This window comes from Achromobacter deleyi (assembly GCF_902859705.1).
GTDB lineage: Bacteria > Pseudomonadota > Gammaproteobacteria > Burkholderiales > Burkholderiaceae_B > Achromobacter > Achromobacter deleyi.
The window spans coordinates 86880-109538 of record NZ_CADIJO010000005.1; the positions used below are offsets into that span (position 1 = coordinate 86880).

The window sequence follows — 22659 nt, forward strand, 5'->3', positions numbered from 1 at the left end:
AAGCCCGTCCCCCTATCCGAATATCGCACCCTTTGATTCCAAGGCCCGCCATGCAGGATTCCTCCAGCGCCCCCGAAATCCGCGTCTGCGCCGCCTCCGACCTGGTCAACGGCGGCCTGGGCGTCAAGGTGCCCGTCACCGACAGCGCCGGCCAGACCACCGCGTTCTTCGTGCGCTACCAGGACCGCGTGCACGGCTACCTGAACCGCTGCGCCCACGTGGGCGTCGAACTCGACTGGGAAGGCAGCTTCTTCACCCGCGCCGGCGACCTGATCATGTGCGCGCGCCACGGCGCCACCTATGAGCCCGACACGGGCTTGTGCGTGGGCGGCCCCTGCCGCAATGGCCGCCTGACGGTGCTGGCGGTGCAGGAACGCGAGGGCGCCGTCTATTGGCAGCCCAGTGGCAAGATCTGGCCGCTGGACGCCGCCGAAGGTTGACCGCCACCGCCTTGGCCGCCCGCCCCGCGCGGCAATCGGCCGCGCCGGTTGCCGGCGCGGCGGCACGCCAGGCTCAGGCCTGGGCGGGCGCGGCAACCTGGCCCGGCTCGCCGCGGTCCGCATAACGGCGCGCCAGCACCGCGCAGACCATCAGCTGCATCTGGTGAAAGATCATCAGCGGCAGCACCACGATGCCCATCTGCGAGGTGCCGAACAGCACCGTCGCCAGCGGAATGCCCGAGGCCAGCGACTTCTTCGAGCCGCAGAACACCAGCGTGATCTCGTTTTCCTTGGACAGGCCCAGCTTGCGGCTGCCCCACGTGGTGATCAGCAGCACCGCGCCCAGCAGCAGCGCATTGACCAGCACCATGGTCGCCAGATCGATGGCCGGAAACGCGTGCCAGATGCCCTGCGCCACCGCCTCGCTGAATGCCGTGTACACCGCCAGCAGGATCGAGCTGCGGTCCACCTTGGACAGCACGCGGCTGTTGCGCTGCGCCCAGGCGCCGATCCACGGCCGCAGCAGGCTGCCCACCGCGAACGGCAGCAGCAGCTGCAGCAGGATGCGCCCGGCGTCGGCCAGTCCATGCCCGCCGCCCTGGCGGTGCAGCAGCACCGCCACCAGCAACGGCGTCAGCACCGTGCCCAGCAGGTTCGACGCCGTGGCCGCGCAGATGGCGCCGGGCACGTTGCCGCGCGCCATCGAGGTGAACGCAATCGACGACTGCACCGTGGACGACAGCGTGCACACGAAGATCACGCCCAGCCACAGCGACGGCGTCAACAGGCCCGGGAACAGCGCGCGCAGCCCCAGGCCCAGCGCGGGAAACAGAATGAAGGTACAGCCCAGGATCAGCGCATGCAGCCGCACGTCCTTCACCCCCGCCACGATCGCATCGGTGGACAGGCGCGCCCCGTGCAGGAAGAACAGCAGCGAAATGGCCACGTTGCTGGCCACCATCATGAACGACGCCCCCTTGCCCACGGCGGGAAAGAAGCTGGCGAACGCCACGGTGGCGATCAGAATGAGTGTGAACTGGTCGGGCAAAAAGCGGCGCATGGCGGGGTTTTCCGGGAAATTTGCGCCACTATAGGCGCGCCGCTTGCTATCGTGAAGGCCACTGGTTACTTTAACTGTCATCGGAATATCCTATGACCAGCCCGCCATGCTCAACCCGCTCTGGCTCAAGACCTTCGCCGCGGCCGCGGCCTCGCCCAGCTTCAGCGAAGCCGCACGCCGGCTGGGCCTGACCCAGCCCACCGTCAGCGAACATATCCGCCAGCTAGAACAGACGCTGAACCGCCGCCTGTTCCTGCGCGATACGCATTCCCTGGCCCTGACCAGCGACGGCCGCAGCCTCCTGGTGCACGCCGAAATCATCCTTGATGCCCACGAACGCGCCGAACGCCTGTTCGACGCCCCGCGGCTGCGTGGCCGCGTGCGCCTGGGCACGTCCGACGACCTGGCGATGGGGCCGCTGCCCGACGTGCTGGCCGCGTTCCGGCAAGCCCACCCCGAAGTGGAACTGGACATCACCATCGGCGTCACCAGCGATCTTTACCGGCTGCTGGACGACAACGGACTGGACGTCATGATCGGCAAGCGCCGCCGCGGTGACCGCCGCGGCCAGACCCTGCACAAGGAAGCGCTGCTGTGGCGCGCCAAGGAAGGCCTGCGCATCGCGCCGGACGCGCCGCTGCCGCTGATCCTGCTGCGCGAGCCCAGCGTCACCCGCACGCTGGCGCTGGACGCGCTGGCGCGGGCCGGACGCAACTGGCAGATCGTCTGCACCAGCACCAGCTACGCGGGCTGCCAGGCGGCGGCCCGCGCCGGTCTGGGCATCACCGTGCAGCCCTCGCACCTGTCCACGGCCGGGCTAGCCGCGCCGGCTGGCGTGCACGCCCTGCCGGCCCTGCCCCAGGTGGAATTCATCGTCATCTCGGCCCCCGCGCCCAACAAGCCCACGCGCGCGCTGACCGAAATCCTGATGCGCAGCTCGCTGACCTGACGCTGCGGCAACACACGGGCGCCGCCGACAAGCCGGCGGCTGGAAAGCGCCCGCAATGCCCTACTGTGCCGACGGCCGCGTGTGCCGCACGCTGCCTTCCAGCGGCTGCGGCTGCTTGAGCAGGTTCAGGATCGGGCACCACTGCTCGACTGCCTCGTGCACGGCGCGTACCGCGCTTTCATCGGCCGGCGACACGATGTGCGCGGTATAGCGGATGTTGTGCGGAAAGAACGGCACTTTTTCATAGCCCGGCTTGCCGCCGCGCGGGTCCAGGTCGCCTTCGATCTCGACTTCCAGCGATTCCAGCGGCAATTCAAGCTCGGCCGCCTTGATGAGGAAAATGTGCGTCAGGCAACTGCCCAACGACCCCAGAAGCAGCTCGGGCGAGCTCGGCCCCAGGTCGTAGCCCGCGAAATCGGCCGGGCTGTCGCTCACCACCTGATGGTCGCGGATGCGGATGCGGCGCACGCCGCTGCGGCCTTCGGCGCTGACATGGGCGCGCAGCTTCACCGGCGTCACCGTCTGCGGATCGCGCGCATTGCGCACCAGCACGGCCTGCCGCTTCTGGCCCAGGTATTCGTTCAAGGTACTCATGTTCCTGCCTCGCGTAAGTAATAGTGGAAGGGTTAAAGCGGATGTGCCCGCACGGCGCTACTGCCAGCGCCGCGTATCCGGAATGCCGATGGGGGCACGGTCCATCGCCAGCAACAGCGCGCCCAGCCCCTGGGCGGATGTGTTTTCCATGCGGCCGCCCGGGCCGCAGACGTTGTCCGCGCTGGTCCAGGCCGGGGCCGCGCCTGGCAGCCGCCGCGCGCGCAGCCAGCCGCGGCGGTCCACCATGAACTGCGCGCCGGCCAGCGCGTCGGGTGGCACGCCCGCCGCCAGCGCGTAGGCGTTCCAGGCGTCTTCGCCCGACGCCACGCAATCGGCGCCCGCCGAATTGCCGTCCGCCGAATACCCGCCGCCCCAGGTCAGGGCCACGGTCAACAGACGCGGGTCCAGCGGCTCTTGCATCGCGTTCGGCGCAGACGCGCTTGCCGCCGCGGCCCCAATCCACAGCGGCAGGCCGCGCAGCCCCGCCAGCGTGGTCGCACGGCCATCACGGCACGTCACCGCCACGCCCGGCGCCGGAATCGCCGGCATGCCCATGCCGCCGCTCACGCCATAGGCCCGCAACCGCAAGTAGTCCAAGACCTGCCAGATTTCATCGGGGCCCAGCGCCGCGCCAAAGCCCGGCATGGCCGACGCCCCGCCGCGTCCGTCGCCGCCGTGTGCCACCCGCCAATGCAGCTCGCCTTCCAGGCGGTTCTCGAACAGCGCCGGCCCCAGCACGCTCGGCCAGGCGGGCAGCCCCGCCGCCAACGGCCCGCGGCCGTCGGCCTGGGCGCCATGGCAGCCCGCGCAGTGCGCCTGATACAGCCGGCCGCCTTGCAGCACGTTGCGATCCGTGAACGCCAGCGGCGATCGCTGGTACGACGTGCGCGTCGCCTCGGTCATCAGCAGCTGCGGCGCGGGCCAGCTGGCGCAGGCCAGCAGGCCGGCCGCGGCCGTCAGCCACACCAGACGGCCGCGCCGCGCGAACAAGGCCGCCAACAGCAATGCCAACGCCAGCCCCGTCAGCCCCGCCGCCAACCACAGCCGACGCCAGGTCTGCGTGCCTACCGGCAGGTCGGGGTCAAAACGCCAGGCGAAGGGCCAGTGCGCAATGGCCAGCGCCTCTTCGGGCTGCCACGCAATCGCCGCCGCGAGCAGGCCAGCCAACAGCGCCAGCGCCCCCAACAGCATGGCCGCGGCGTGACGCCACGGCGCCTGCGCCGCACGCCCCGTGGCACGGCTGTGCAACCAGGCAGCCGCCAGCGCAGTCAGCAGCAACACCGCCACCGTCGCCAGCACCAGATGCCCCAGGCGCGACCCCAGCAAGCCCGGCGCACCCTGCGCCCGCTGCCAGCCCAAGGCCAACACGGCGACAGCCGCGATCAGGGCCAAGGCCGCCTGCCCCGGCAACGGTACGCCGACAGTAATTGCCGCGCCGCCGGCACGCCTGCGCGCCGCGGCCAGGCCCGCCAGCATGCCCGCCGGCGCCGCCACGGCCGCCAGCGCCACCGCCGCGTTGCTCACCACGTCGCATCCAGCCCCAGCAACGCCAGCGCCTGGCGGCGCAATTCGGCCAGCCGCGGATCGCCGCGATGGCGCGGGTACGGCAGATCATTGACGATCTCGTCCTTGATCCGCGCCGGCCGCTCGCTCAGCACGATGATGCGCGACGCCATGAACAGCGCCTCTTCCACATCGTGCGTCACCAGCAGGGCCGTCACGCCGGTGCGCTGCCACAGTTCCACCAGCTCGGACTGCATCGCGATCCGCGTCAGCGAATCCAGCTTGCCCAGCGGCTCGTCCAAAATCAGGATCCGCGGGTCGTTCACCAGCGCACGCGCCAGGGCCGCGCGTTGCGCCATGCCGCCCGACAACTGGTGCGGGTAGGCCTGGCTGAACGCCGCCAGCCCCACGCGCTGCAACGCGTCGTCGACGCGGTCGCGCTGCGTCTTGAGCAGCCCGCGCGCCTGCAAGCCCAGCGCCACGTTGTGCCACACCGTGCGCCAGGGGTACAGCGTGGGGTCCTGGAACACCACGATGCGCGACGGCGACGGGCCGTCGATGGGTTCGCCATCGGCCAGCAGGTCACCTTCGGCCGGCGGCTCCAGCCCCGCCACCAGCCGCAGCAGCGTCGACTTGCCGCAGCCGCTGGGGCCCAGCAAGGCCACGAACTCGCCGGGTTGCACGTCCAGGTCGATCCCGTCCAGCACCGGCAGCGCCGCGCCATCCAGGTCGAAGCGGTGGTTCACGCCGCGCACCGCCAGGGCGGCGCCGCGCGCATCGGCTTGCGCCGCCGCATGGGAAGGCTTGGACACCTGCGCCACCGCTACCATTTCACGACTCCCTTCTGCCAGGCCAGCAGGCGGTCACGCCCCAGGAACAGCAGCGTGATCAGGCCCGAGAACACCAGTGCCATCACGATCAGCGCGCCGTACATGTTGGCGTACGAGGCCCAGCCCTGCGCCCACGACAAATACCAGCCCAGGCCGGACTTCACGCCCATCATCTCGGCCGCCACCAGCACCGAGAACGACGCGCCCAGCCCCATGAACAGGCCCACGAACACCTGCGGCAGCGCCGCCGGAATCGCCACCCGCAGCACCAGGAACCATTCGCTGGCTCCCATGGTGCGCGCCACGTCGTAGTACGCGCGGTTCACCCCGGCCACGCCGGACCAGGTCAGCACCGTGACGGGAAACCAGGTCGCCAGCGCAATCAGGAACACCGCCGCGGACCAGCTCGACGGAAAGAAGAAGAACGCCATCGGCAGCAACGCCGTCGACGGCACCGGGCCCAGAAAGCGCAGCACCGGATGCACCCAGTAGCCCAACCCGCGCGACCAGCCGATCGCCACGCCCGTCAGAAAACCCGCGGCCGCTCCCAGCAGGAAGCCATTGGCCAGCAGCCACAGCGAATTGACCAGGCTATCGGCCAACCGCTTGTAGTCGCTGACATACACCTCGATCAGCGACTGCGGCGGCGCGAAGAACGGGCTGGGCAGCAGCGCCAGCTTGGCGGTCGCGACTTCCCACACGCCCACCGCCACCGCAAGGACCAGCAGCCAGGGGCCGGCGCGGTGCAGCGCGCGCACCGGCCGCCAATGGGCCGCGCCCGCCACCGCCACCAGCAGCAGCACGGCCGCCAGCGCCAGCGCGGCCACGCCAAACTCCTGCGTGTAGCCCCACGACGTGAAACCCACTTCCACATTGGGCCAGCGCAGCGTCAGCCCGCCCACCACGGCCCACAGGGCCGCGGCCGCCACGCCGGTCTTCCACAGGCGCCAGGGTTGCACGGCCGTCGGCGCGCCGCGCAACCCGCCCGCCGCCAGTGCGTCAGCCGAGGACATTGGGCACCACCGCTTGCGCGTACTTGTTGATATCCAGGTTGGCGCTCAGCACCTTGATCGTCTTCAGGTCCTTGGCGTAGCCCACGATTTCCTCGCGCAGCGCCGCGCCCGTCGACGCATGGCCGTGGCTGTGCGTGCGCAGGATCGCCGCCACGCGCTCGGCTGGCACCTTGCCCGGGACGTACGGCGCGAAGATGCGCGCCGTCTCGTCCGGATTGGACGCGGTCCAGCGCTGCGCGTCGATGACCGCGCGCGTGATCGCCGCGGCCGACTCCGGGTCCTTGCGCACCAGATCGCCGCGCAGCCCCAGCACGCAGCAGGTGCGGTTCTCGTAGTCGCCTTCGATGTTGGTGGCGATTTCGCGCAGCTTGTTGTCTTCGCGCAGCGTGTAGATCAGCGGATCGTCGCCCGCAATCGCATCCACCTCGCCCTTGCGCAGCACCTCGCCGAACAGGTCCTGCGGATACTGGCGCCAGTCCACGGATTCCGGATCGATGCCCAGCTGCGCCACGCGGATCGCAAAGAAGTTCTTCACCGGGCTGGCCTGGTCCGACACCGCGATGCGGCGGCCCTTCAGGTCCTGCACGCTCTTGATCGGCGAATCCGCCGCAGTCAGCAAGCGCATGCAGCCGCCGTGCGTGCCCACCGCCAGCTTCACGTCAAAGCCCTGCTCCAGCGGCTTGAGCCAGCGCAGCGCCATGCCGATGCCGCCGTCGGCGTGGCCGGTGGCGATGGCTTCCAGCAATTGGTCGGTCGAGCCGCTGAAATTGATGCGCTCGACCTTCAGGTTGTACTTGTCGAAAAAGCCGCGCTCCAGCGCCACCGATACGGGCGACTGGCATACCGCGGTCTGGCTCCATGCGATCTTGTAGGTGCGCGGCGCGGTGTTCGCCGCCAGCACGCGCGACCCCAACATGCCCAGCGGCGCAGCCAGGCCTGCAAGGCTGGCCGCACGCAACAGCGTGCGCCGCGATACTCCGCGCGCCGCTTGGGCGCCCGATTGGACGTTCGTATTCATCAACCTTCCTTTTGAGCAGACTGTGAATGGCGATGCTTGCCATGCGGCATCATCGGCCCGTGCTCAGGCGTTCGACAAATACAAAGTGGGGATAACAATATGGGCGGACCCTCTCGCAGAGGATTCGCCCAGGGTCTTGTTCAATCCGGCGGGTGCGCCGCAGAACTCAGTCCGGCAGATGGTCCGGCACGCCCTCGGCATCCACGGCTTTCACGCGATCCAGCGCGTTGCGCGCAGCCGACATGGCCTCGACGGTGCTGCGAAAACGGCGCGTCACGAAGATCTCGAACGCCAGGCTTTCCGGTTCGTCCGCGGGCGCGGGTTCGTCCTCGACCTGCGGCTCGGGCGGCACCGGTGCGCCCTTGGCCGGCTTCACGGGCTTGGCCGGCAAGCGCCGCGTTTCCAGGAAAGCGCGCGCGGGCACACGGCCTTCAGGCTGCGTGGCATACGCCACGACGGAAAAACCGTTGATGATCTTCTCGGCCATACAGGTTCCCTATAGGCCGCGCCCAGTGGCGGCGCAGCACGTTGTTAGCGACAACGGCCCGCCACGGCGAAACTTAAGCGCATGCAGCGCGGCCCCGGTTGATCTGCATCAACCGGGGCCGCACCGCCACGCAATATGCACGCGCGTCTATTTTGTCGACGATATGGCCGTCATGCGTGACCGCACATAATGGGCCACCCTTTCCAGCACCTGCGACAGGTCTGCGCGCAGGCCGTCAAAGCCCGCATTGCGCTCGCGCGTCGCCTCGTCCATGTACAGCGGACGACGGATCTCGACCTGCAGGCTGTGGCGGTTCAGCGCCGGCTGGCCGATCTGCGCGATCAGCTGCACGCCCTTGTACGGATCATTGCGCGCCACCGTGTAGCCGCGATCGCGCAGTTCGGTTTCGATCAGCGCGATGAATTCCGGCTCACAGGTGGTGCCGTCACGGTCACCCAGCACGAAGTCCGCCAGCGGATGCTCGCTCTGGCGCCCCAGGCGCTCGTAGGCGTCGTTCGGCATCGAATGCAGGTTCAGGTGCCAGACCGCGCCGAAATCGCGCTGTGCGGTTTCGATCGCCTGCGCCAGCGCCGCATGGTAGGGCTCGTAGTACGCCTGGATGCGATGCCGCACTTCAGCCAGCGTCAGCTTGCGGTCGTAGATCGGCGTGGCCTTGTCCATGCGGCGCCAGATCAGCCCCTTGCCCAGCCGCGTCTTTTCGCCGGGGTCCAGCGGTTCGGGCCAGGGCTCGGCCAAGAGTTCCGGGTCCAGGTCGCGCAACGTGCGGTTCGGGTCGATGTAGACCCGCGGAAAATGCGCCGCGATCAACGTGGCGCCCAGCGCGGGGGCCGCCGACCACAAGGCGTCCACGTGCGTGTCCTCGCCCTGGCGCAATTGCGCCAGGCTGGCGGCGGCATTGAAGTCAGCGGGATATTGCTCGCCGCTATGCGGCGAATCGCAGACCAGCGGCAAGGCCGGCGCGGTCGGTGCGTGCACGGAAACGGCTTGGAAATCGGCGTGTGTCATCGTCGGGTGTCGGGTTGACAGGCCTTAATCGGCCTGGATGTTGGCGGCCTTCGCGACCTTGGCATAACGCGCCAGGGCCTGCTCGATCTGGACCTTGAATTCCTGCGGGGTCGTGGGCATCAGCGTACCACCGACGTCCTCGGCCTTCTTGCGGAACTCCGGGTCCTGCATGGCCGCGCGCACCGCCTGATTCAGGCGCTGCACCACCGCGGGCGGCGTGCCCGCCGGCGCCACCAGGCCGAACCAGCCGCCGGTGCCCATGTCGGGATAGCCCAGCTCGATGTAGGTGGGCACGTCCGGCAGCAGCGGCGAACGCTCGGCGCCCAGCACGGCCAGGGGACGCAGCTTGCCGCCCAGCACCTGGGGCAGCGTCGACGACAGGTTGTCGGTGATCGCATCCACCTGACCGCCCATCACGTCGTTCAGCGCCGGGCCGGCACCGCGGTACGGCACGTGCAGCAGCTTGATGCCGGCCAGCATCATGAAGTTCTCGATGTTCACGTGGCCCAGCGAGCCCACGCCCGGCGAGGCAAAGCTGTACTTGTCCGGCGAACCCTTGGCCAGCGCCACGAACTCGGCCATGTTCTTGACCGGAATGTTCGGGTTGATCGCGAAGATGCTGGGCACGGCCAGCACGTTGGCCACGGGTTCGAAATCCTTGACCGGGTCGTAGTTCATCTTGCGGTACACGGCCGGGTTCGAGCCGTGCGTGCTCATCGTCGCCATGCCGATGGTGTAGCCGTCGGCCACCGAGCGCGCCACCTGCTCCATGCCCAGCGAACCGCCCGCCCCCGCCTTGTTCTCCACCACGATGGTCTGCTTCAGGTCGCGGCCGGCATACTCGGCCACCAGGCGCGCCACGATATCGGTCGAGCCGCCCGCGGCAAACGGCACCACCAGCTTGATGGGGCGCGAGGGATAGTCGGCGGCGGTGGCCGTGCCAGCGAAAGACAGCGCGGCGCAGACGCCGGCAAGCGCGATGCGCGCGGAACAGCCGAAAAGGCGGGACATGGAGCGACTCCGAAAATAAGGTGCAGGTCGTGCTGCGAGGCCGCCAGTGTCCAAACTTTACGATCGCCTTTCAAACGACTATATTGCACGCCTTCATTACCAATGCTCATGCTAGGACCCGCGCTTGACGGGTTCCAAGGACCGCCGCGCCATGCGCCTGCACTCGCCGTCCATGTCCGAGCTGCACGCCTTCATGACCGCGGCGCGGCTGGGCAGCTTCACCCTGGCGGCCGACCACCTGTGCGTCACCCAGGGTGCCGTCAGCCGCGCCATCGCCCGTCTGGAAGCGCATTTCGGCCAGCCGCTGATGCGCCGCGACGCCCACGGCCTGACCCTCACCGACACCGGCCGCAAGCTCTACGAAGGCGGCCTGGCGCCGCTGCAGGCCATCGAGGCGCTCAGCGCCGAACTGCGCGCCGACAACCGCCGCCTGCGGCTGACGCTGGCCAGCGTGCCCACCCTGGCCAGTGCCTGGCTGGTGCCCCGCCTGCCCGACTTCCACCGGCGCCATCCCGACATCCAGCTGGGCTTTGCCGCCTACCGCCGCAACGAGGACTTCTCCGGCGCCACGCCGGACGCCGCCATTCTTTCGGGCGTGGCCGGCCAATGGCCCGGCTGGCAGGCGGACTACGTGATCGGTCGCGAAATGGTCGTCATCTGCAGCCCGGCGCGGCTGGCTACCCGGCGCGCGTGCGGCCTGTGGGACCGGCCCATCGGCCTGCTTGGCGAACCGCTGCTCTACCACTCCAACGGCCCAGACAACTGGGCCCGGTGGTTCGACGCGGCCGGCGTGCAGCGCGACGCCATCACCCTGGCCAGCGGCTTCGAACAGGTCAGCATCCTGGTGCGCGCCGTCATGGCGGACATGGGTATTGCGGTGTTGCAGCGCTGCCTGGTGCAGGACGACCTGCAGGCCGGCCATGTGGTCTCGCCCTTTCCCGACCTGCGCATCGCCATCGCCCGCGGCTACCACCTGTGCGCCCCGCCGCAACGGCGCGACCACTACGCGCTGGCCTGCTTTCGCGACTGGCTGCTGGACACCGCCCGGCAAGACCCCGAAGCGGCCATGCCGTAACAAAAACAAACGGGCCCCTTGCGGGGCCCGGCACTTGCACTACGTAGGCGGCCTGGGCGCCGCCGCCAGCCCGTCAGGGGGCCAGCTTGAATCCCAGGTCCACACCCCACTTGTCCGTCTCACGCAGCCACTTGGCGCCGCAGCTCAAGCAGCGGAAGTGGTCTTCGCGGCTTTCCTCGCGGCCCTTCTGTGTCGGGTTGGTGAATCCCTGGTGCCCCAAATGAGAATGCGGTGCAACGCCCGCAAGCCCGGGGTTAATGCGTTGGCAAGCCAAGCACATAACGCTCATTGATGCTTCCCCACAAACATAGTTACCAAATTGTAAGGGATTTCACCAATGTTTTTCTATCAAAATCTGTCCCCGATTAGACAAAAATTGTTAACGGCGCAATTAAACAACGGCCGGCAAGGCCGCCAGGCAGGTTGCCAGGTGGTAAGGCGAGGTCGACGGCATGTCTGCCCGCACCACGTTGCCGCTGCCGTCCAGGCATTCGTACCAGCCGCCCGCATGCAGGAAATGGGTCCGGAAATGCCCCAAAGCCGACGCCAGCGCCGGCAGGTCACCCACCACCGCCAGGACCCGCAGGTATTCGGTCTGCGCCCAGATCCGGCGCGTGTCGTCCAGCACCCCGCCGCGCTCGTCCAGCGCGGCAATGACGCCGCCCGCATCCACGCCGTGTCCACGGGCCCAATGGACCCCGCGCGGCAGGGATTCGGCCAGGTCCAGTCCGTCGAACACGTCGGCCGCGCCACGCACCAGTGACAGCCATTCGAACTGATGGCCCGGTTCGATGCGGTTGCCGGCCGCGCCTTGCGGCGCTTCCGAGATGCATTGCGTCGGCGCGCTAAGGAAAGACTGCGTCATCGCCTGCGCCAGCCCGCGCAGGCGCTGCGCGAACAGGGCCGGCTCGGCCACCTGCGCCGCGGCCAGGTAGGCCTCGGTCAGGTGCATCATGGGATTCTGCGCCGGTCCGCGCAGCACCTGGCTCCAGTCCGGGCTCAGCGCGGCGTGGTACAGCGAATCGGCCGCCTTGAAGCGCGACTCGATGGTCTCGGCCGTGGCCAGCAGCAGCTTGCGCGCGTCCGCGTTGCGAGACCGGCGAAAATACGCCGCGCACGCGAACACGATGAAGGCATGGGTGTACAGGTCCTGCGTCTCGTCCAGCGGCCGCCCCGCGGCGTCGATGCTGTAGCGCCAGCCCCCATGCGACTCGTCGCGAAACAGCCGCCGCAACGATGCAAACAGACGGTCGGCGTGCGCCGCGGCCGCAGCGCCCGGCGCCTCGGCATACACGTAGAGTTGACGCGCGCACGCCATGGCGCGATAGCGCTCGGCCGGCATCGGCCGGCCCGTGGCCGCATCCAGGGATTCAAAGGGCAGACCCAGCACGTCATTGAAGCCCGGCCCGATCCACATGGGCAGGATGACGGAGTCGAAATGCGCGCGGAAAGCGTTGATGTGCTCCGCCAGCGCGGAGTTGGTCTGTGCGGCAGTCATCTTGGAACGACGCATGCCCGATAAGGGCTGCTTGTTAGGGAGCAGCGACGATAACCCAAATTTATGTCGCCATCGTGCAAGCATCATTCGGAGCGTCATGCGCACACAGACCGGTACAGCCGTTCAACTTCCTTCAAGGGCTTGCCATGCCCTATCGGAAGATGTTTTCCTCGACCCAGTTCTGCGCGAAGATTTCCGCGCGATCTCGTGCTTCGTCCAACGAAGCGCAGTTGCCCAAGTGGGAAAACGCGGCATCCACCTCGGTGCCGCCCTCAGCCGTTACCGTCAGCAGTACGCCATATCCGCCGGTATCCATGGCCGCTGTGGAAACGTCGATCAGTACTTCCTGGTCACGATGCTGCATGTGTTACCTCCCAGTCGGTTACCTAAACGCGTGAACCACGCGTGACGTAGCGGGTTGCAGAATTCCCGCGCAATGAATAGACCTGAAAACGTCACGCAAGTTCATCTTACCGGCGCGCACCCCAGCGCGATACGTCCGGACGCAGCCAAATCAGACAAACCGTCTCAGGAGATTCCCGTAGGGCGCGAAAATAGGACTGAAAGTCGCGCAATACCGCGTCAAAGTTCGCAAGAAACGCACTAATTCGCCACGAAGCGCGCGAAGCGATGCGTCACAAACACGTAGCGGGAGATGACGATGCAGGAGGGGCTCGGCCTGATGCCCTAAGGCCGATGGCGCATGCGCGCTAGCGCAAATGCATGGCGCCGGGTTCTTCCATGCGCAGGGACAGCTTGCCCTTGTCGGTGATGCGCCAGGCGCCGTCGGCGCCGGCCTCGATGCAGCGCAGGGTTTGCAGCGCTTGCGCCACATGCTCGGGCACGCTGGTCTGGACGGCGCCCGGTTCCGAATTGTCGGCAACGATGCGCAGCCAATGACCCAGTTCGCCCTTCTCGAAACGATGCAATGCCATGCGTGGTGACTCTCAAATGAATACCGCAACGATAGCATGCCGCCCCGGGCCAACCGGGCCATGCGCGCCCTACGAGGGCCGCAACGCCAGGGGCCGCTTCATGCGCGCCGCCGCGGCCGACGCCGCCACGCTCAGGGCAATCAAGCCCAGGCCCAGCGCCAGGTCCGGCGAAATGCGCTCATGGAACACCACCGACGACACGATCAGGCCGATGACCGGCACGCACAGCATCGCAATCGAGGTCGCCACCGGCGGCAGTTTCTGCGTCATGCCCAGCACCACGATGAACGTCAGCGCCGTGGCCAGCGGCCCGGTATACAGAATGATCGGCCAGGCATCCGGCACCGCCAGGAAGGCGGGACTGCCATCGCGCAGCCAGGCCAGCGCGGCCAGCGGCACCGTGGCAATCGCGGTCTGCCACGGAATCATGTCGGCGCCCAGCCGCACGTGGCGGTTGCCGCGCAGCTGGATGATGTTGCAGGCCCAGGCGAACGACGCGCCCAGCAGCATCACCAGGCCGATCACTGTGTGCGCCTGCCATGGGCTGAACGCCGGCGCGACGATCACGCCGATGCCGGCATAGCTCAACGCCGTCGCGCCCCATTGGGCGGGCGACAGGCGCTCTTTGAGCACCAGCGACGACAGCGGAATGACCCAGATCGACGTGGCGTAGGCGATCACCGATGCGCGCCCCGGCGCCACGTATTGCAGCGCCCACAGCGCCAGCGCGGTAAACGCCCCCATCTGCAGCAAGGCCACGCCTGCCACCAGCGGCCATTCCTGGCGCGTCGGCAAACGCAGCCGTCCCAGCATGGCCAGCACCGCCACGCTGATCAGCGCGGCCGAACCGAACCGGCTGGCCGCCAGCCATAGCGGGCTCATGTGCGCCAACCCCAGCTTCATGACGGGCCAATTGCCGCCCCAGATCATGACCGCCCCCGCCAGGGGCAACAACTTGCGCAACGTGCTCTCGTGGCTCACAGCTACATCTACCGCTTGAATATTCCGTGCTTTGGCCGATTAGCCAAAGAAAGAAACAGTCTATAGGGTAAACCCCAGCATATTTCACCTCAATTTACCGCCATTCCATGCATACTCGGCACAAATGAACTGCCGACTCCAGAACCACAGGTGACTTATGCCGGACATCAACCTGGATGCCACCGACATCCGTATTCTCAATGAACTCCAGCGCGACGCCCGCCTGACCAACGTCGAGCTGGCCGCGCGCGTCAACCTGTCGGCCTCGCCCTGCCTGGCGCGCGTGCGGCGGCTGGAAACCGAAGGCCTGATCGACCGTCGGGTCACGCTGCTCAATGCCCGCAAACTCGGCCTGAAGGTCAACGTGTTCATCCAGATCTCGCTGGACAAGCAGCGCAAGGCCGCGCTGGACGTGTTCGAACGCGAAATCGCCGTGCTGCCCGAAATCATGGAGTGCTACCTGATGTCGGGCGATGCCGACTACCTGATCCGTGCACTGGTGCCCGACGTGGATGCGCTCGAACGCCTGATCGTCGAACACATCACGCGCATTCCCGGCGTGGCCAGCATTCGCTCCAGCTTCGCGCTCAAGCAGGTGCTCTACACCACCGCCGTGCCGCTGGCCTGATGCGCGCTTGCGGTATCGGGCCGGCAAGCCCACAATGAAAATGTCCGCCGCCGGACCGACCCGGCAGCGGCGCCCCCTCCATCGCTTAGCAAGGAGCACACCATGCCTGAAACCGAATGGTTCCCCGGCAGCACGCTACCCGATCGTCAGGGCTACTTTGAAGTGGCGTTCGACACCGGCGAAACCGAAATCACCCGCTACGGCATCCTGGGCTGGGAACCCGCCGAAGAACGTGGCCACATCCTGCGCTGGCGCGGCCTGGACCCGAAAATCGAAGCCGCTGAAATCGAACGCGAAAGCGCGGTCCGCAACCACGGCGACGACATCCTGCGCTGAACGGCGCCAACGCCTTCCAAAGAAAAAACGCCGCGGTGAAGCCACCGCGGCGTTTTGCATGGGATCGACATCCCGAGGGCCAATGCCCCTTACATATCGATCTTCGAGATCTTGGTGCCTTCCAGCGACACGCCTGCCATCAGGCCACCATTGTTCAGCACGAAACCCACGATCGGCTGTTGCGCCGTGTTGGTATCGATGCGGCCATTGGCGCCGATGTTGACCACCGCGACCGTGGCATCCGCGCCCACCGTCCAGCCATTGCTGTTGCGGAATTTGTTCAGGGCGTCGTCCGTCATGAACAGCACGAACATCGCCTTGGACTGCGCGCCGGCCTGGAAGCCGATCGAGCCTGCCGTGGTGCTGTAGTAGCCGGCATTGGCGCCACCCACCCGCAACACACCCTTGCCGTGCTCGGCGCCGATGAAGAAGCTGCCGCTCAGCACGTCAGGGAAAATCAGCACGCCCTTGGCGCGCGCGATCAATTCCTTGGATTGGGGGGAGGCTTCGTACAGCTTGCCCAACGACGCGTTGGCCGCGCTGTTGATCGATTGCCGTTGCTCGGTCGCCGATGCGGCGGACTTGGGGGAAGTGGTGGTGCAGCCGGCAAACAGCAGCCCGGCTACGCCGATCGTCGCGGCGGCCATGCCTGCGCGGCGCAAGCGAGGAAAACTGTCGAACATGGAACTCTCCTTGTTGTTGTCATCCGTTAACCACTCTACCGGCCCCTGGCCAAGGCGCAAGGCACATGATGTGATAAACGAAACAAAACCTACACCGTCCACACCCTGCCAGAACCCGCTTCAATCCACAGGCCACAAGATTTGCAGCCCATGGCACCTGGTGGCGCACCGCAACATTCAGTAGGGCAAGCCGTGTCTGGATACCTGCCTGCAAGCAGATCGACATCTGGCCGCGCCGAGCCCGTGCGTCAAAGAATACCGTAACGCGGCTCGCCCGTCGCCGGGTCCACCGACACGATGCCGGACAGCACCAGTTCCGCATGGCGCCTGGCCACGCTCTCGTCGGCAAAGGTCACGAAACGCGGCAGCGACCAGCGCTGCTGGAAGTCCGCATCGCCTGGCCGCGACACGGCGATCTCGATCGCCAGCACGCCCGCATCCAGGCTGACCACTTCACACTTCACCTCGAAGCCGTCGATGTGACGTTGCGGCCACAAGTCCATTTCCCGCACTCCTGAAATCTGCTTGTCCGGCCGCAATATGCCAAAAAAAAAACGGCTTGAAAAGCCGTGTTTTGGGGCAGTCATACCGTACTAGAACAGCTAGTGCCGGCGTATCTGGACAAGCCCGGAAAGGAGGCAAAATCGGGCCGATTTTGCGTCAACGCGCGGGCGGGTGGATCCACTGCGAATCCCACAATGCCTCGCCGCGTTCCAGCGTGGCCGCGAGTTCCTTTTTACGGCGCAACGCCACCGCTGCCAAGAGCGCGTTGCAGATCGACATCGCCGCCGTATAGGAATCGAACGGCGACGCGCTGGACGTGCGGGCCAGCAGCACGTGATGCGAAAACGCGGCGGCTGGCGCGGCCGCCGAATCGGTGATCAGCACCACCTTGCCGCCGCGCTCCTTGAACACCTTCACGGCATTGGCCGCGGCCACCGAGTAGCGCCTGAACGTGAACGCCAGCAAGACATCCTGCTCGTCCAGCCACAGCAGCTGGTCTTCCAGGAACAGCGGGCCGGACGCCGTCATGGCCTTCACGCCGGGCAGGCACAGATTCAGGTACAGCGCGACGTGGCTGGCCAACGGCGCGGCCTGGCGCAGGCCCAGCACGTGCACCCGCGCCTTGCGCTGGGTCAGGGCGCGCACGGCCGCTTCGAATGCGGCCACATCGATGGCGGCAAACGTCGCTTCCAGGTTGTGCTGGTCATGCAGCAAGGCGTTCTGCAGGCAGGCTTGCGCCGACGGGTTGTCGACGCTGACCGCGTCGGCCCGTTCGCCCGGCGAGGCCAGCATCGCCGTGACCTCGGCCCGCGCCTGCATCTGCGCCTGCGCGTAGCTGTCGTAGCCCAGCTTGGCCAACAGGCGCACCACGGTGGATGCACTGGTGCCGACCTTGCGCGCCAACGCCGTGGCGGATTCCAGCAGGCCATGGGGATAGCGCGACTGCATGTCCTCGACCACCAGCCGTTCGGTCTTGGTCAGTTTCTTGTCGTAGGCGGTGATGCGTTGGTGCAGGTTCACGTGCGGTCGGACTCCATGAGGGGCACGCAGCGGCTGCCATGCCGCTAGGTGATAACCCCAAATTCAACAACGTTCGTTGCAGACTATATTTCATCCTGCAATTTTCGTTGCAGAATAGACCGAACCGTCCGTCACTACAAGAGAGCTTCATGAAGCATCGATCCGAGGCGCCGTCGCCAGGCCGCCGCAACCTGCTCGCCGCCGGCGTGGGCGCCGCCCTGCTGCCCCTGGCCGCACGCGCCGACACCTACCCCTCGCGCCCCATCAGCCTGGTCGTGCCGTTTCCGGCCGGCGGTTCCGTCGACCTGGTCGGCCGCCTGTACGCGGAAGCGCTCGGCAAGGTGCTGGGCGTGACCCTCGTGGTCGAGAACCGTGACGGCGCCGGCGGCGCCATCGGCAGCCAGCGCGTGGCGCGCGCCAAGCCTGACGGCTACACGCTGGTCGCCTCGTCGCAAAGCTCGCACCTGGCCAACCCCATCATGCATCCCAACCTGGGCTACGACCCGATCAAGGACTTCACCTCGATCTCGCAGCTGGCGCGCACCCCGAACGTGCTGGTCACCAGCGCCGAACTGCCCGTCAAGACCTTCGCCGAATTCGTCGCCTACCTGAAGGCGCACCCCGACGAGGTGCACTTCGCCACCGCCGGTGTGGGCAGCATGGGCCAGCTCAATGCCGAACTGCTCAAGAACACCGTGCAGGTCAAGGCCGTGCACGTGCCCTATCGCGGCGGCGCGCCGCTCTTGAATGCCCTGCTGGCCAACGAAGCCCAGTTCGCGCTGGACAACCTGGCCCCCTTCCTGCCGCACATCCAGATGGGCAAGATGCGCGCCCTGGCCGTGGCCGCCCCCAGCCGCCTGGATACACTGCCGGACATCCCCACTTTTGCCGAACTGGGTTATCCCGTGCTTAACTCGATGTCCTGGATCGGACTGGCCGCGCCCGCCGGCACGCCGCCCGATATCGTGCAAAAGCTGCTGACCGCCGTCCAGACCGCGGCCCGCGAGCCGGCCACCGTGCAATCCCTGGAAAAAAGCGGCGCCCTGCCGCCCGAATTGCAGACCCCTGAAGCCTTCACCACCATGATGTCGCAACGCCTGGCCTTGTACAAAGACCTGGTCGACCGCGCCGGCATCCGCCCCGAATAGGCCCTATCCCAGATGTCCAATCCCGCTTTCGCTCCCGACACCGCGCCGCTCGAAGTCCTGCCGCGCGACCTTTCCGCCTACCGCCAGGGCAACACCGGCATCGACTACGTGCACCGCTTCGAATCGGGCAAGCCCGGCCCGCACGTGCTCATCAACGCCCTCACCCACGGCAACGAAATCTGTGGCATGGTCGCGGCCACGCATCTGCTCGATACCGGCGTGCGGCCCAAGATCGGCACGCTCACCGTCAGCTTCGCCAACATCGAGGCCTACAACGCCTTCGACATCGACAACCCCTACGAAAACCGCCAGCTGGTTCACAACCTGAACCGCATCTGGTCGCCCGAATGGCTGGACGGCGCCGAGCAAAGCCCCGAACTGCGGCGCGCCCGTGAACTGCGGCCGGTGCTGGACGTGGCCGACTACGTGCTGGACATCCATTCCACCCGCGCCCCCGTGCAACCCTTCTGGGTCTACCCCGAGATCGACCGCAACACCACCCTGGCCGCCGCCGTCGGCGCGCCCGCGGTGCAGCTGGTCATGCCGGCCGGGCGTTTCCCCGGCACCGGCGTGCTCAACTACGGCCGCCATGGCGATCCCGCCTCGAACAGCGGCGGCGCGCTGGTGGTCGAATGCGGCCAGCACTTCGCGCAATCGGCAGCCGACCTGGCCACCGACGTCACGCTGCGCTTCCTGGCCCACCTGGGCCTGATCGACACGCCCGCCGCCGCCGCGCCGCCCCCGCCCGCCCAGCCGTTCCGTCTGCTGGAAGTGCATATGGTCAAGTCGGAAGACTTCTCCTTCGTGCGCCCCGTCATCGGTTTCGAGGTCTTCAACAAAGGCGAGCTCATCGCCATCAACGCCGGCGAAGAAATCCGCTCGCCCTGCGACCACTGCACGATCTTCATGCCGACCCGCATGCCGATCGTCGGGCGCGAAGGCGTCTACCTGACCGAGCCGATGTAAATGTGGGAGCCCCATCCCTGGGACTTGGACGACCCTGCCGCCAGCCTTCAGCGGCAGGGCTTCGAGGCCAGGGCTGGCGTACCGGTCGACTGGCAGCGCATCGCCTACGACGACTTGCCGCCGGCCGGCCTGTTCGGTTTGACGCGCGACGAACTCATCTCGGCCGATGCCGTCTGCCACGCCACCTTGCAGGGCGAGCACTGGCTGCTGATCCAGCTGGTCTGGCACGGCTTTCCGGACCCGCCCGAATGGGGGCTGTGGACGCGGCCGCAGGATGCGGCAGACGTCCCCTGGCAGCCCTGGGGGTTTTTCGACCCAGCGCCGCCCGCGTGGCGCCTGCCGCCGGAACCCGTCAGATCACGCGCGTCCGTGCGTGACTGACACCGGGCGCCTCGCCAAGTGGCCACGCCACGGCCTCACAGATCCGGGATCAGGCGCTTGCCCAGGCTGATCACCTGATCCTGCTCGAACCCCAGGCTGGCATAGAAATCCTGCACCGCCTCGTTGCCCGAGCGGATCAGCAGATTGATCTTGGGGCAGCCTTTTTCCAGCAGCTTGCGTTCCACCGTCCGCATCAACGTGGACGCATAGCCGCGACGCTGATGCGCCGGAGAGACCGCCAGGTAATTGATCCAGCCACGGTGGCCGTCATACCCGCCCATCAAGGTGCCCACGATCTCGCCGTCCGCTTCGCCGACCAGGAACAGGTCGGACTGCACGGTCAGCTTGCGGGCCACGTCCTTGCGCGGATCGTTCCACGGGCGCGTCAGCCCGCAGGCGGTCCATAGCCCGATCACGGCGGCTTCGTCGGACGGGTGGAAGGGCCGGATGGCCAGTTCAGGGTGCTTCATGCTTCGTTCCTCTTTGCAGGAAAAACGAAGGCCGGGCGCGACACCTCGATGGCTGGAAAACAGGTCGCGCATGCCGCGCAAACAAAAAGGCCACGAGGGGTATCGTGGCCTTCTGGTGGGAGCGCCGGAAATCCGGCGCTTGAACACGGCTTGCCACTCAACGCAGGCGTCGAGTGATTCGTCGGTTGTCTGCCCGGGCCGGCAAGGCCGGCGGGGAGAAATGGGCGATAGGCATGGCGGCCAGCATACTAGAAGATTGTGCGTCGCAGCAAGCCCGCCCTAGCACCGGCTTGCCCTTGGTCGACGTGGCGGATCAATCCATCACCGGCGCCGGCAACGTGCCTTCCATCACCACCACGGCCTGCCCGGCCACGCCCGCCCAGACGCCGTCGGCGCGGACCTCGGCCTGCGCCAACAGCAGGCTGGCCCGCCCCATGTCCACGCCCTGCCCCACCCGCAACCGCAGTTCGCCCGCGCCGCGCAAGGCGGCCCGCAACGCGGTCATGGCCCCCGTCGCGCTGCCCGTGGCAGGATCTTCCGTCATGCGTCCAGTGAACATGCGCGCCTGGATGTCCGTCGGCCCCTGCGCCGTATTGCCGCCCGCATCGGTGGTGTAGGCGTAGATCGAACGCGCCCCATCCAGCGGCATCAGCGCGGCATAGCCGGCCGGGTCCGGCACGGCGCGGCGCAGCGCATCGCGGCTGGCCAATTGCACCACCAGGAACGTCAAGCCCACGGACACCACCTGCGGCGCATGCTCGGTCAACTCGATATCGGCCGGTTGCAGCCGCAGCGCGCGCGCGGCCGCTTCGGCCGATGCCTGGCTGCCTCGCATCAAGGGCTGCGGCGCAGCCAATTCGGCGCCCAGCAGCCGGCCGGCCTCGTCGTACTGCAATGCAATCCGCACCAGGCCCGCCTCTTCCTCGAATTCAAAGCGCGCCGGCGCCGGGCGCCCCGCCGCGATCATCTCGCGCGCCAGCACCACCGCCGTGCCCACATTGGGATGGCCGGCGAACGGCACTTCGCGGTCGGGCGTGAAAATGCGCACCCACGCCGTATGCGCGGCATCGCGCGGCGCCAGCACGAAACTGGTCTCCGAGTAATTGAACTCTCGCGCAATGCGCTGCATCTGCGCGGTATCCAGTCCCTCGGCGCCCAGCACGACGGCCAGCGGATTGCCCTGGTAGGCGTGGGCGGTGAATACATCGGCGGTGACGTAGCGGTATCGCATGGGGCATCCTGGCATCAGGGAAATGAATGCCAGGGATTATGCGGCGTGCCAGATCGGCGCGACAGGCACAGAGCGGGCCGAATCAGGCCATAACAGCCAGAGTGCCAACGGCTTGGCAAGCCGGCGCCAGGCTGTGCCCCGGCCCCAGGCGTCAGTCGAATACGGGCCGGAAGAAACTGCGTTCGTAGCTCACGATGCAGCGCGTGTCCTCGGCATACTTGAACGCCGCCTGGCAGGCCGCGTCGTCCATCGATTGCTGGCGGTAGCGTTCGTACTCCGCCAGGCTCGGGAACGTGAACATGGCCAGCGCAATGTTGTTGGCGCCTTCCGACGGCAGGAAATAGCCGTGGTGCGTGCCGCCGAACTTCTCCACCAGCGGAATCCACATCTTGCCGTAGGCCTCGAATTCCTTCAGGCGGCTGGGATCGATCACGTAACGCAGATAGCAGGTAACCATGGATGCTCCGTTGAGGGGACGCCGCGGCGCATGCCGCGGCAAATGGGCGCCGCTGCCGCCAGGCAGCCTGCCGCCGGGCTGGGACAATCCCACAAGCGCTGCCCGGCGTCAATGCCGCCACTGCACAGATATTCACATTCCCCCCTCATTTGCGCGTAAGAGTCCCGCCGTCTCTGCGCCAGAATTCCGGGCATGCGCCCCCTCGGGCGAACGGGCGGCGCCGGCCGCCCATTCTTTCCAAGCGAATTCGATGAAGTGGATCCTGGTTTCAACCTTATGCCTGCTCGCCTCGGGCTGTGGCCTGGCGGCCGCCCCTTGCCGCGTCACCTCGGCCGTCATCAAGATCGTGCCGGTCGTGGGCGGCGTCGCGGCCGCGCCCACCGACGCCTGTGCCGAGATCATCGACTGACTGAAA

General features: G+C 67.3%; 29 protein-coding genes. 9 read left to right on the forward strand and 20 right to left on the reverse strand.

What is annotated here, in order from left to right; genetic code table 11:
* The first annotated feature begins 50 nt into the window (after positions 1 to 50).
* On the forward strand, positions 51 to 440 hold the full coding sequence (locus tag HV798_RS09365; RefSeq protein WP_175192542.1) for a Rieske (2Fe-2S) protein: 390 nt from the start codon (positions 51 to 53) through the stop codon (positions 438 to 440).
* 73 nt (positions 441 to 513) lie between these two features.
* On the opposite strand, the gene HV798_RS09370 is transcribed toward HV798_RS09365, so the two are convergent.
* Entirely contained in the window at positions 514 to 1500 is a 987-nt protein-coding gene (locus tag HV798_RS09370) for a bile acid:sodium symporter family protein (RefSeq protein WP_175192543.1), read from the reverse strand.
* 106 nt (positions 1501 to 1606) lie between these two features.
* Here HV798_RS09370 and HV798_RS09375 point away from each other — a divergent pair, with 106 nt between their 5' ends.
* The gene (locus HV798_RS09375; RefSeq protein WP_175192544.1) at positions 1607 to 2449 is read left to right on the forward strand and encodes a LysR substrate-binding domain-containing protein; all 843 of its coding nucleotides are present in this window, start codon (positions 1607 to 1609) and stop codon (positions 2447 to 2449) included.
* Positions 2450 to 2509: 60 nt separating this feature from the next.
* Here HV798_RS09375 and HV798_RS09380 read toward each other — a convergent pair whose 3' ends face one another.
* The 8 genes from HV798_RS09380 to HV798_RS09415 all read right to left on the reverse strand — a co-directional run bounded on the left by HV798_RS09380 (position 2510) and on the right by HV798_RS09415 (position 9931).
* On the reverse strand, positions 2510 to 3043 hold the full coding sequence (locus HV798_RS09380) for an OsmC family protein (RefSeq protein WP_175192545.1): 534 nt from the start codon (positions 3041 to 3043) through the stop codon (positions 2510 to 2512).
* A 57-nt stretch (positions 3044 to 3100) separates the two neighbouring features.
* Entirely contained in the window at positions 3101 to 4570 is a 1470-nt protein-coding gene (locus HV798_RS09385) for a cytochrome c (RefSeq protein WP_246288660.1), read from the reverse strand.
* Positions 4564 to 5376, reverse strand: a complete 813-nt coding sequence (locus HV798_RS09390) for an ABC transporter ATP-binding protein (protein WP_175192546.1) — start codon at positions 5374 to 5376, stop codon at positions 4564 to 4566. Before HV798_RS09390 ends, HV798_RS09385 begins: the two co-directional genes overlap by 7 nt.
* Complete coding sequence (locus HV798_RS09395; protein WP_175192547.1) at positions 5370 to 6389, reverse strand: ABC transporter permease; 1020 nt, start codon at positions 6387 to 6389, stop codon at positions 5370 to 5372. Before HV798_RS09395 ends, HV798_RS09390 begins: the two co-directional genes overlap by 7 nt.
* Complete coding sequence (locus tag HV798_RS09400; RefSeq protein WP_175192548.1) at positions 6376 to 7407, reverse strand: ABC transporter substrate-binding protein; 1032 nt, start codon at positions 7405 to 7407, stop codon at positions 6376 to 6378. Before HV798_RS09400 ends, HV798_RS09395 begins: the two co-directional genes overlap by 14 nt.
* 166 nt (positions 7408 to 7573) lie before the next feature.
* Entirely contained in the window at positions 7574 to 7894 is a 321-nt protein-coding gene (locus HV798_RS09405; RefSeq protein ID WP_175192549.1) for a hypothetical protein, read from the reverse strand.
* 147 nt (positions 7895 to 8041) lie between these two features.
* Positions 8042 to 8920, reverse strand: a complete 879-nt coding sequence (locus HV798_RS09410; RefSeq protein ID WP_175192550.1) for an N-formylglutamate amidohydrolase — start codon at positions 8918 to 8920, stop codon at positions 8042 to 8044.
* 24 nt (positions 8921 to 8944) lie between these two features.
* Positions 8945 to 9931, reverse strand: a complete 987-nt coding sequence (locus HV798_RS09415) for a Bug family tripartite tricarboxylate transporter substrate binding protein (protein WP_025135386.1) — start codon at positions 9929 to 9931, stop codon at positions 8945 to 8947.
* Positions 9932 to 10082: 151 nt separating this feature from the next.
* On the opposite strand from HV798_RS09415, the gene HV798_RS09420 reads away from it, so the two are divergent.
* Positions 10083 to 11006 carry a LysR substrate-binding domain-containing protein gene (locus tag HV798_RS09420; protein WP_175216406.1) on the forward strand — a complete coding sequence of 308 codons (924 nt, stop codon included), beginning with the start codon at positions 10083 to 10085 and terminating at the stop codon, positions 11004 to 11006.
* A gap of 73 nt (positions 11007 to 11079) precedes the next feature.
* On the opposite strand, the gene HV798_RS31900 is transcribed toward HV798_RS09420, so the two are convergent.
* From HV798_RS31900 to HV798_RS09440, 5 genes are all read right to left on the reverse strand, one after another.
* Positions 11080 to 11295 carry a hypothetical protein gene (locus HV798_RS31900; protein WP_025135384.1) on the reverse strand — a complete coding sequence of 72 codons (216 nt, stop codon included), beginning with the start codon at positions 11293 to 11295 and terminating at the stop codon, positions 11080 to 11082.
* Positions 11296 to 11397: 102 nt separating this feature from the next.
* The gene (locus HV798_RS09425; protein WP_175192684.1) at positions 11398 to 12504 is read right to left on the reverse strand and encodes an AGE family epimerase/isomerase; all 1107 of its coding nucleotides are present in this window, start codon (positions 12502 to 12504) and stop codon (positions 11398 to 11400) included.
* 151 nt (positions 12505 to 12655) lie between these two features.
* Positions 12656 to 12868 carry a hypothetical protein gene (locus HV798_RS09430; RefSeq protein ID WP_006218759.1) on the reverse strand — a complete coding sequence of 71 codons (213 nt, stop codon included), beginning with the start codon at positions 12866 to 12868 and terminating at the stop codon, positions 12656 to 12658.
* 346 nt (positions 12869 to 13214) lie between these two features.
* Entirely contained in the window at positions 13215 to 13439 is a 225-nt protein-coding gene (locus HV798_RS09435; RefSeq protein WP_175192551.1) for a hypothetical protein, read from the reverse strand.
* A gap of 69 nt (positions 13440 to 13508) precedes the next feature.
* A complete protein-coding gene (locus tag HV798_RS09440; protein ID WP_437340544.1) occupies positions 13509 to 14402 on the reverse strand; it encodes a DMT family transporter in 894 nt (297 codons plus the stop codon).
* 175 nt (positions 14403 to 14577) lie between these two features.
* On the opposite strand from HV798_RS09440, the gene HV798_RS09445 reads away from it, so the two are divergent.
* Together HV798_RS09445 and HV798_RS09450 are read left to right on the forward strand one after the other, a co-directional pair.
* Positions 14578 to 15048: an Lrp/AsnC family transcriptional regulator gene (locus HV798_RS09445; protein WP_025135380.1), complete on the forward strand. Its 471-nt coding sequence runs from the start codon at positions 14578 to 14580 to the stop codon at positions 15046 to 15048.
* A gap of 102 nt (positions 15049 to 15150) precedes the next feature.
* On the forward strand, positions 15151 to 15384 hold the full coding sequence (locus tag HV798_RS09450; protein ID WP_025135379.1) for a hypothetical protein: 234 nt from the start codon (positions 15151 to 15153) through the stop codon (positions 15382 to 15384).
* Positions 15385 to 15473: 89 nt separating this feature from the next.
* On the opposite strand, the gene HV798_RS09455 is transcribed toward HV798_RS09450, so the two are convergent.
* From HV798_RS09455 to HV798_RS09465, 3 genes are all read right to left on the reverse strand, one after another.
* Complete coding sequence (locus HV798_RS09455) at positions 15474 to 16067, reverse strand: BPSL1445 family SYLF domain-containing lipoprotein (RefSeq protein ID WP_175192553.1); 594 nt, start codon at positions 16065 to 16067, stop codon at positions 15474 to 15476.
* A 248-nt stretch (positions 16068 to 16315) separates the two neighbouring features.
* Positions 16316 to 16570: a hypothetical protein gene (locus HV798_RS09460; RefSeq protein ID WP_175192554.1), complete on the reverse strand. Its 255-nt coding sequence runs from the start codon at positions 16568 to 16570 to the stop codon at positions 16316 to 16318.
* Positions 16571 to 16727: 157 nt separating this feature from the next.
* On the reverse strand, positions 16728 to 17591 hold the full coding sequence (locus HV798_RS09465; protein ID WP_175216352.1) for a MurR/RpiR family transcriptional regulator: 864 nt from the start codon (positions 17589 to 17591) through the stop codon (positions 16728 to 16730).
* Between the two features lie 149 nt (positions 17592 to 17740).
* Between HV798_RS09465 and HV798_RS09470 the strand changes: the two genes are divergently transcribed.
* From HV798_RS09470 to HV798_RS09480, 3 genes are read left to right on the forward strand one after another with little or no spacing between them, the layout of a single operon-like run.
* On the forward strand, positions 17741 to 18739 hold the full coding sequence (locus HV798_RS09470; RefSeq protein WP_175192556.1) for a Bug family tripartite tricarboxylate transporter substrate binding protein: 999 nt from the start codon (positions 17741 to 17743) through the stop codon (positions 18737 to 18739).
* Positions 18740 to 18751: 12 nt separating this feature from the next.
* Entirely contained in the window at positions 18752 to 19705 is a 954-nt protein-coding gene (locus HV798_RS09475) for a M14 family metallopeptidase (protein WP_025135374.1), read from the forward strand.
* Positions 19706 to 20086, forward strand: coding sequence for a hypothetical protein (locus tag HV798_RS09480; RefSeq protein ID WP_175192557.1), 381 nt, complete (start codon positions 19706 to 19708; stop codon positions 20084 to 20086).
* A 35-nt stretch (positions 20087 to 20121) separates the two neighbouring features.
* Here HV798_RS09480 and HV798_RS09485 read toward each other — a convergent pair whose 3' ends face one another.
* The 3 genes from HV798_RS09485 to HV798_RS09495 form a co-directional block, all read right to left on the reverse strand.
* The gene (locus HV798_RS09485) at positions 20122 to 20556 is read right to left on the reverse strand and encodes a GNAT family acetyltransferase (protein WP_175192558.1); all 435 of its coding nucleotides are present in this window, start codon (positions 20554 to 20556) and stop codon (positions 20122 to 20124) included.
* Between the two features lie 313 nt (positions 20557 to 20869).
* A complete protein-coding gene (locus HV798_RS09490) occupies positions 20870 to 21787 on the reverse strand; it encodes a PhzF family phenazine biosynthesis protein (RefSeq protein ID WP_175192559.1) in 918 nt (305 codons plus the stop codon).
* A 151-nt stretch (positions 21788 to 21938) separates the two neighbouring features.
* Complete coding sequence (locus tag HV798_RS09495) at positions 21939 to 22244, reverse strand: NIPSNAP family protein (RefSeq protein ID WP_175192560.1); 306 nt, start codon at positions 22242 to 22244, stop codon at positions 21939 to 21941.
* Between the two features lie 250 nt (positions 22245 to 22494).
* Between HV798_RS09495 and HV798_RS31660 the strand changes: the two genes are divergently transcribed.
* Positions 22495 to 22653: a DUF6726 family protein gene (locus tag HV798_RS31660; protein WP_081821516.1), complete on the forward strand. Its 159-nt coding sequence runs from the start codon at positions 22495 to 22497 to the stop codon at positions 22651 to 22653.
* The last annotated feature ends 6 nt before the right edge of the window (positions 22654 to 22659 follow it).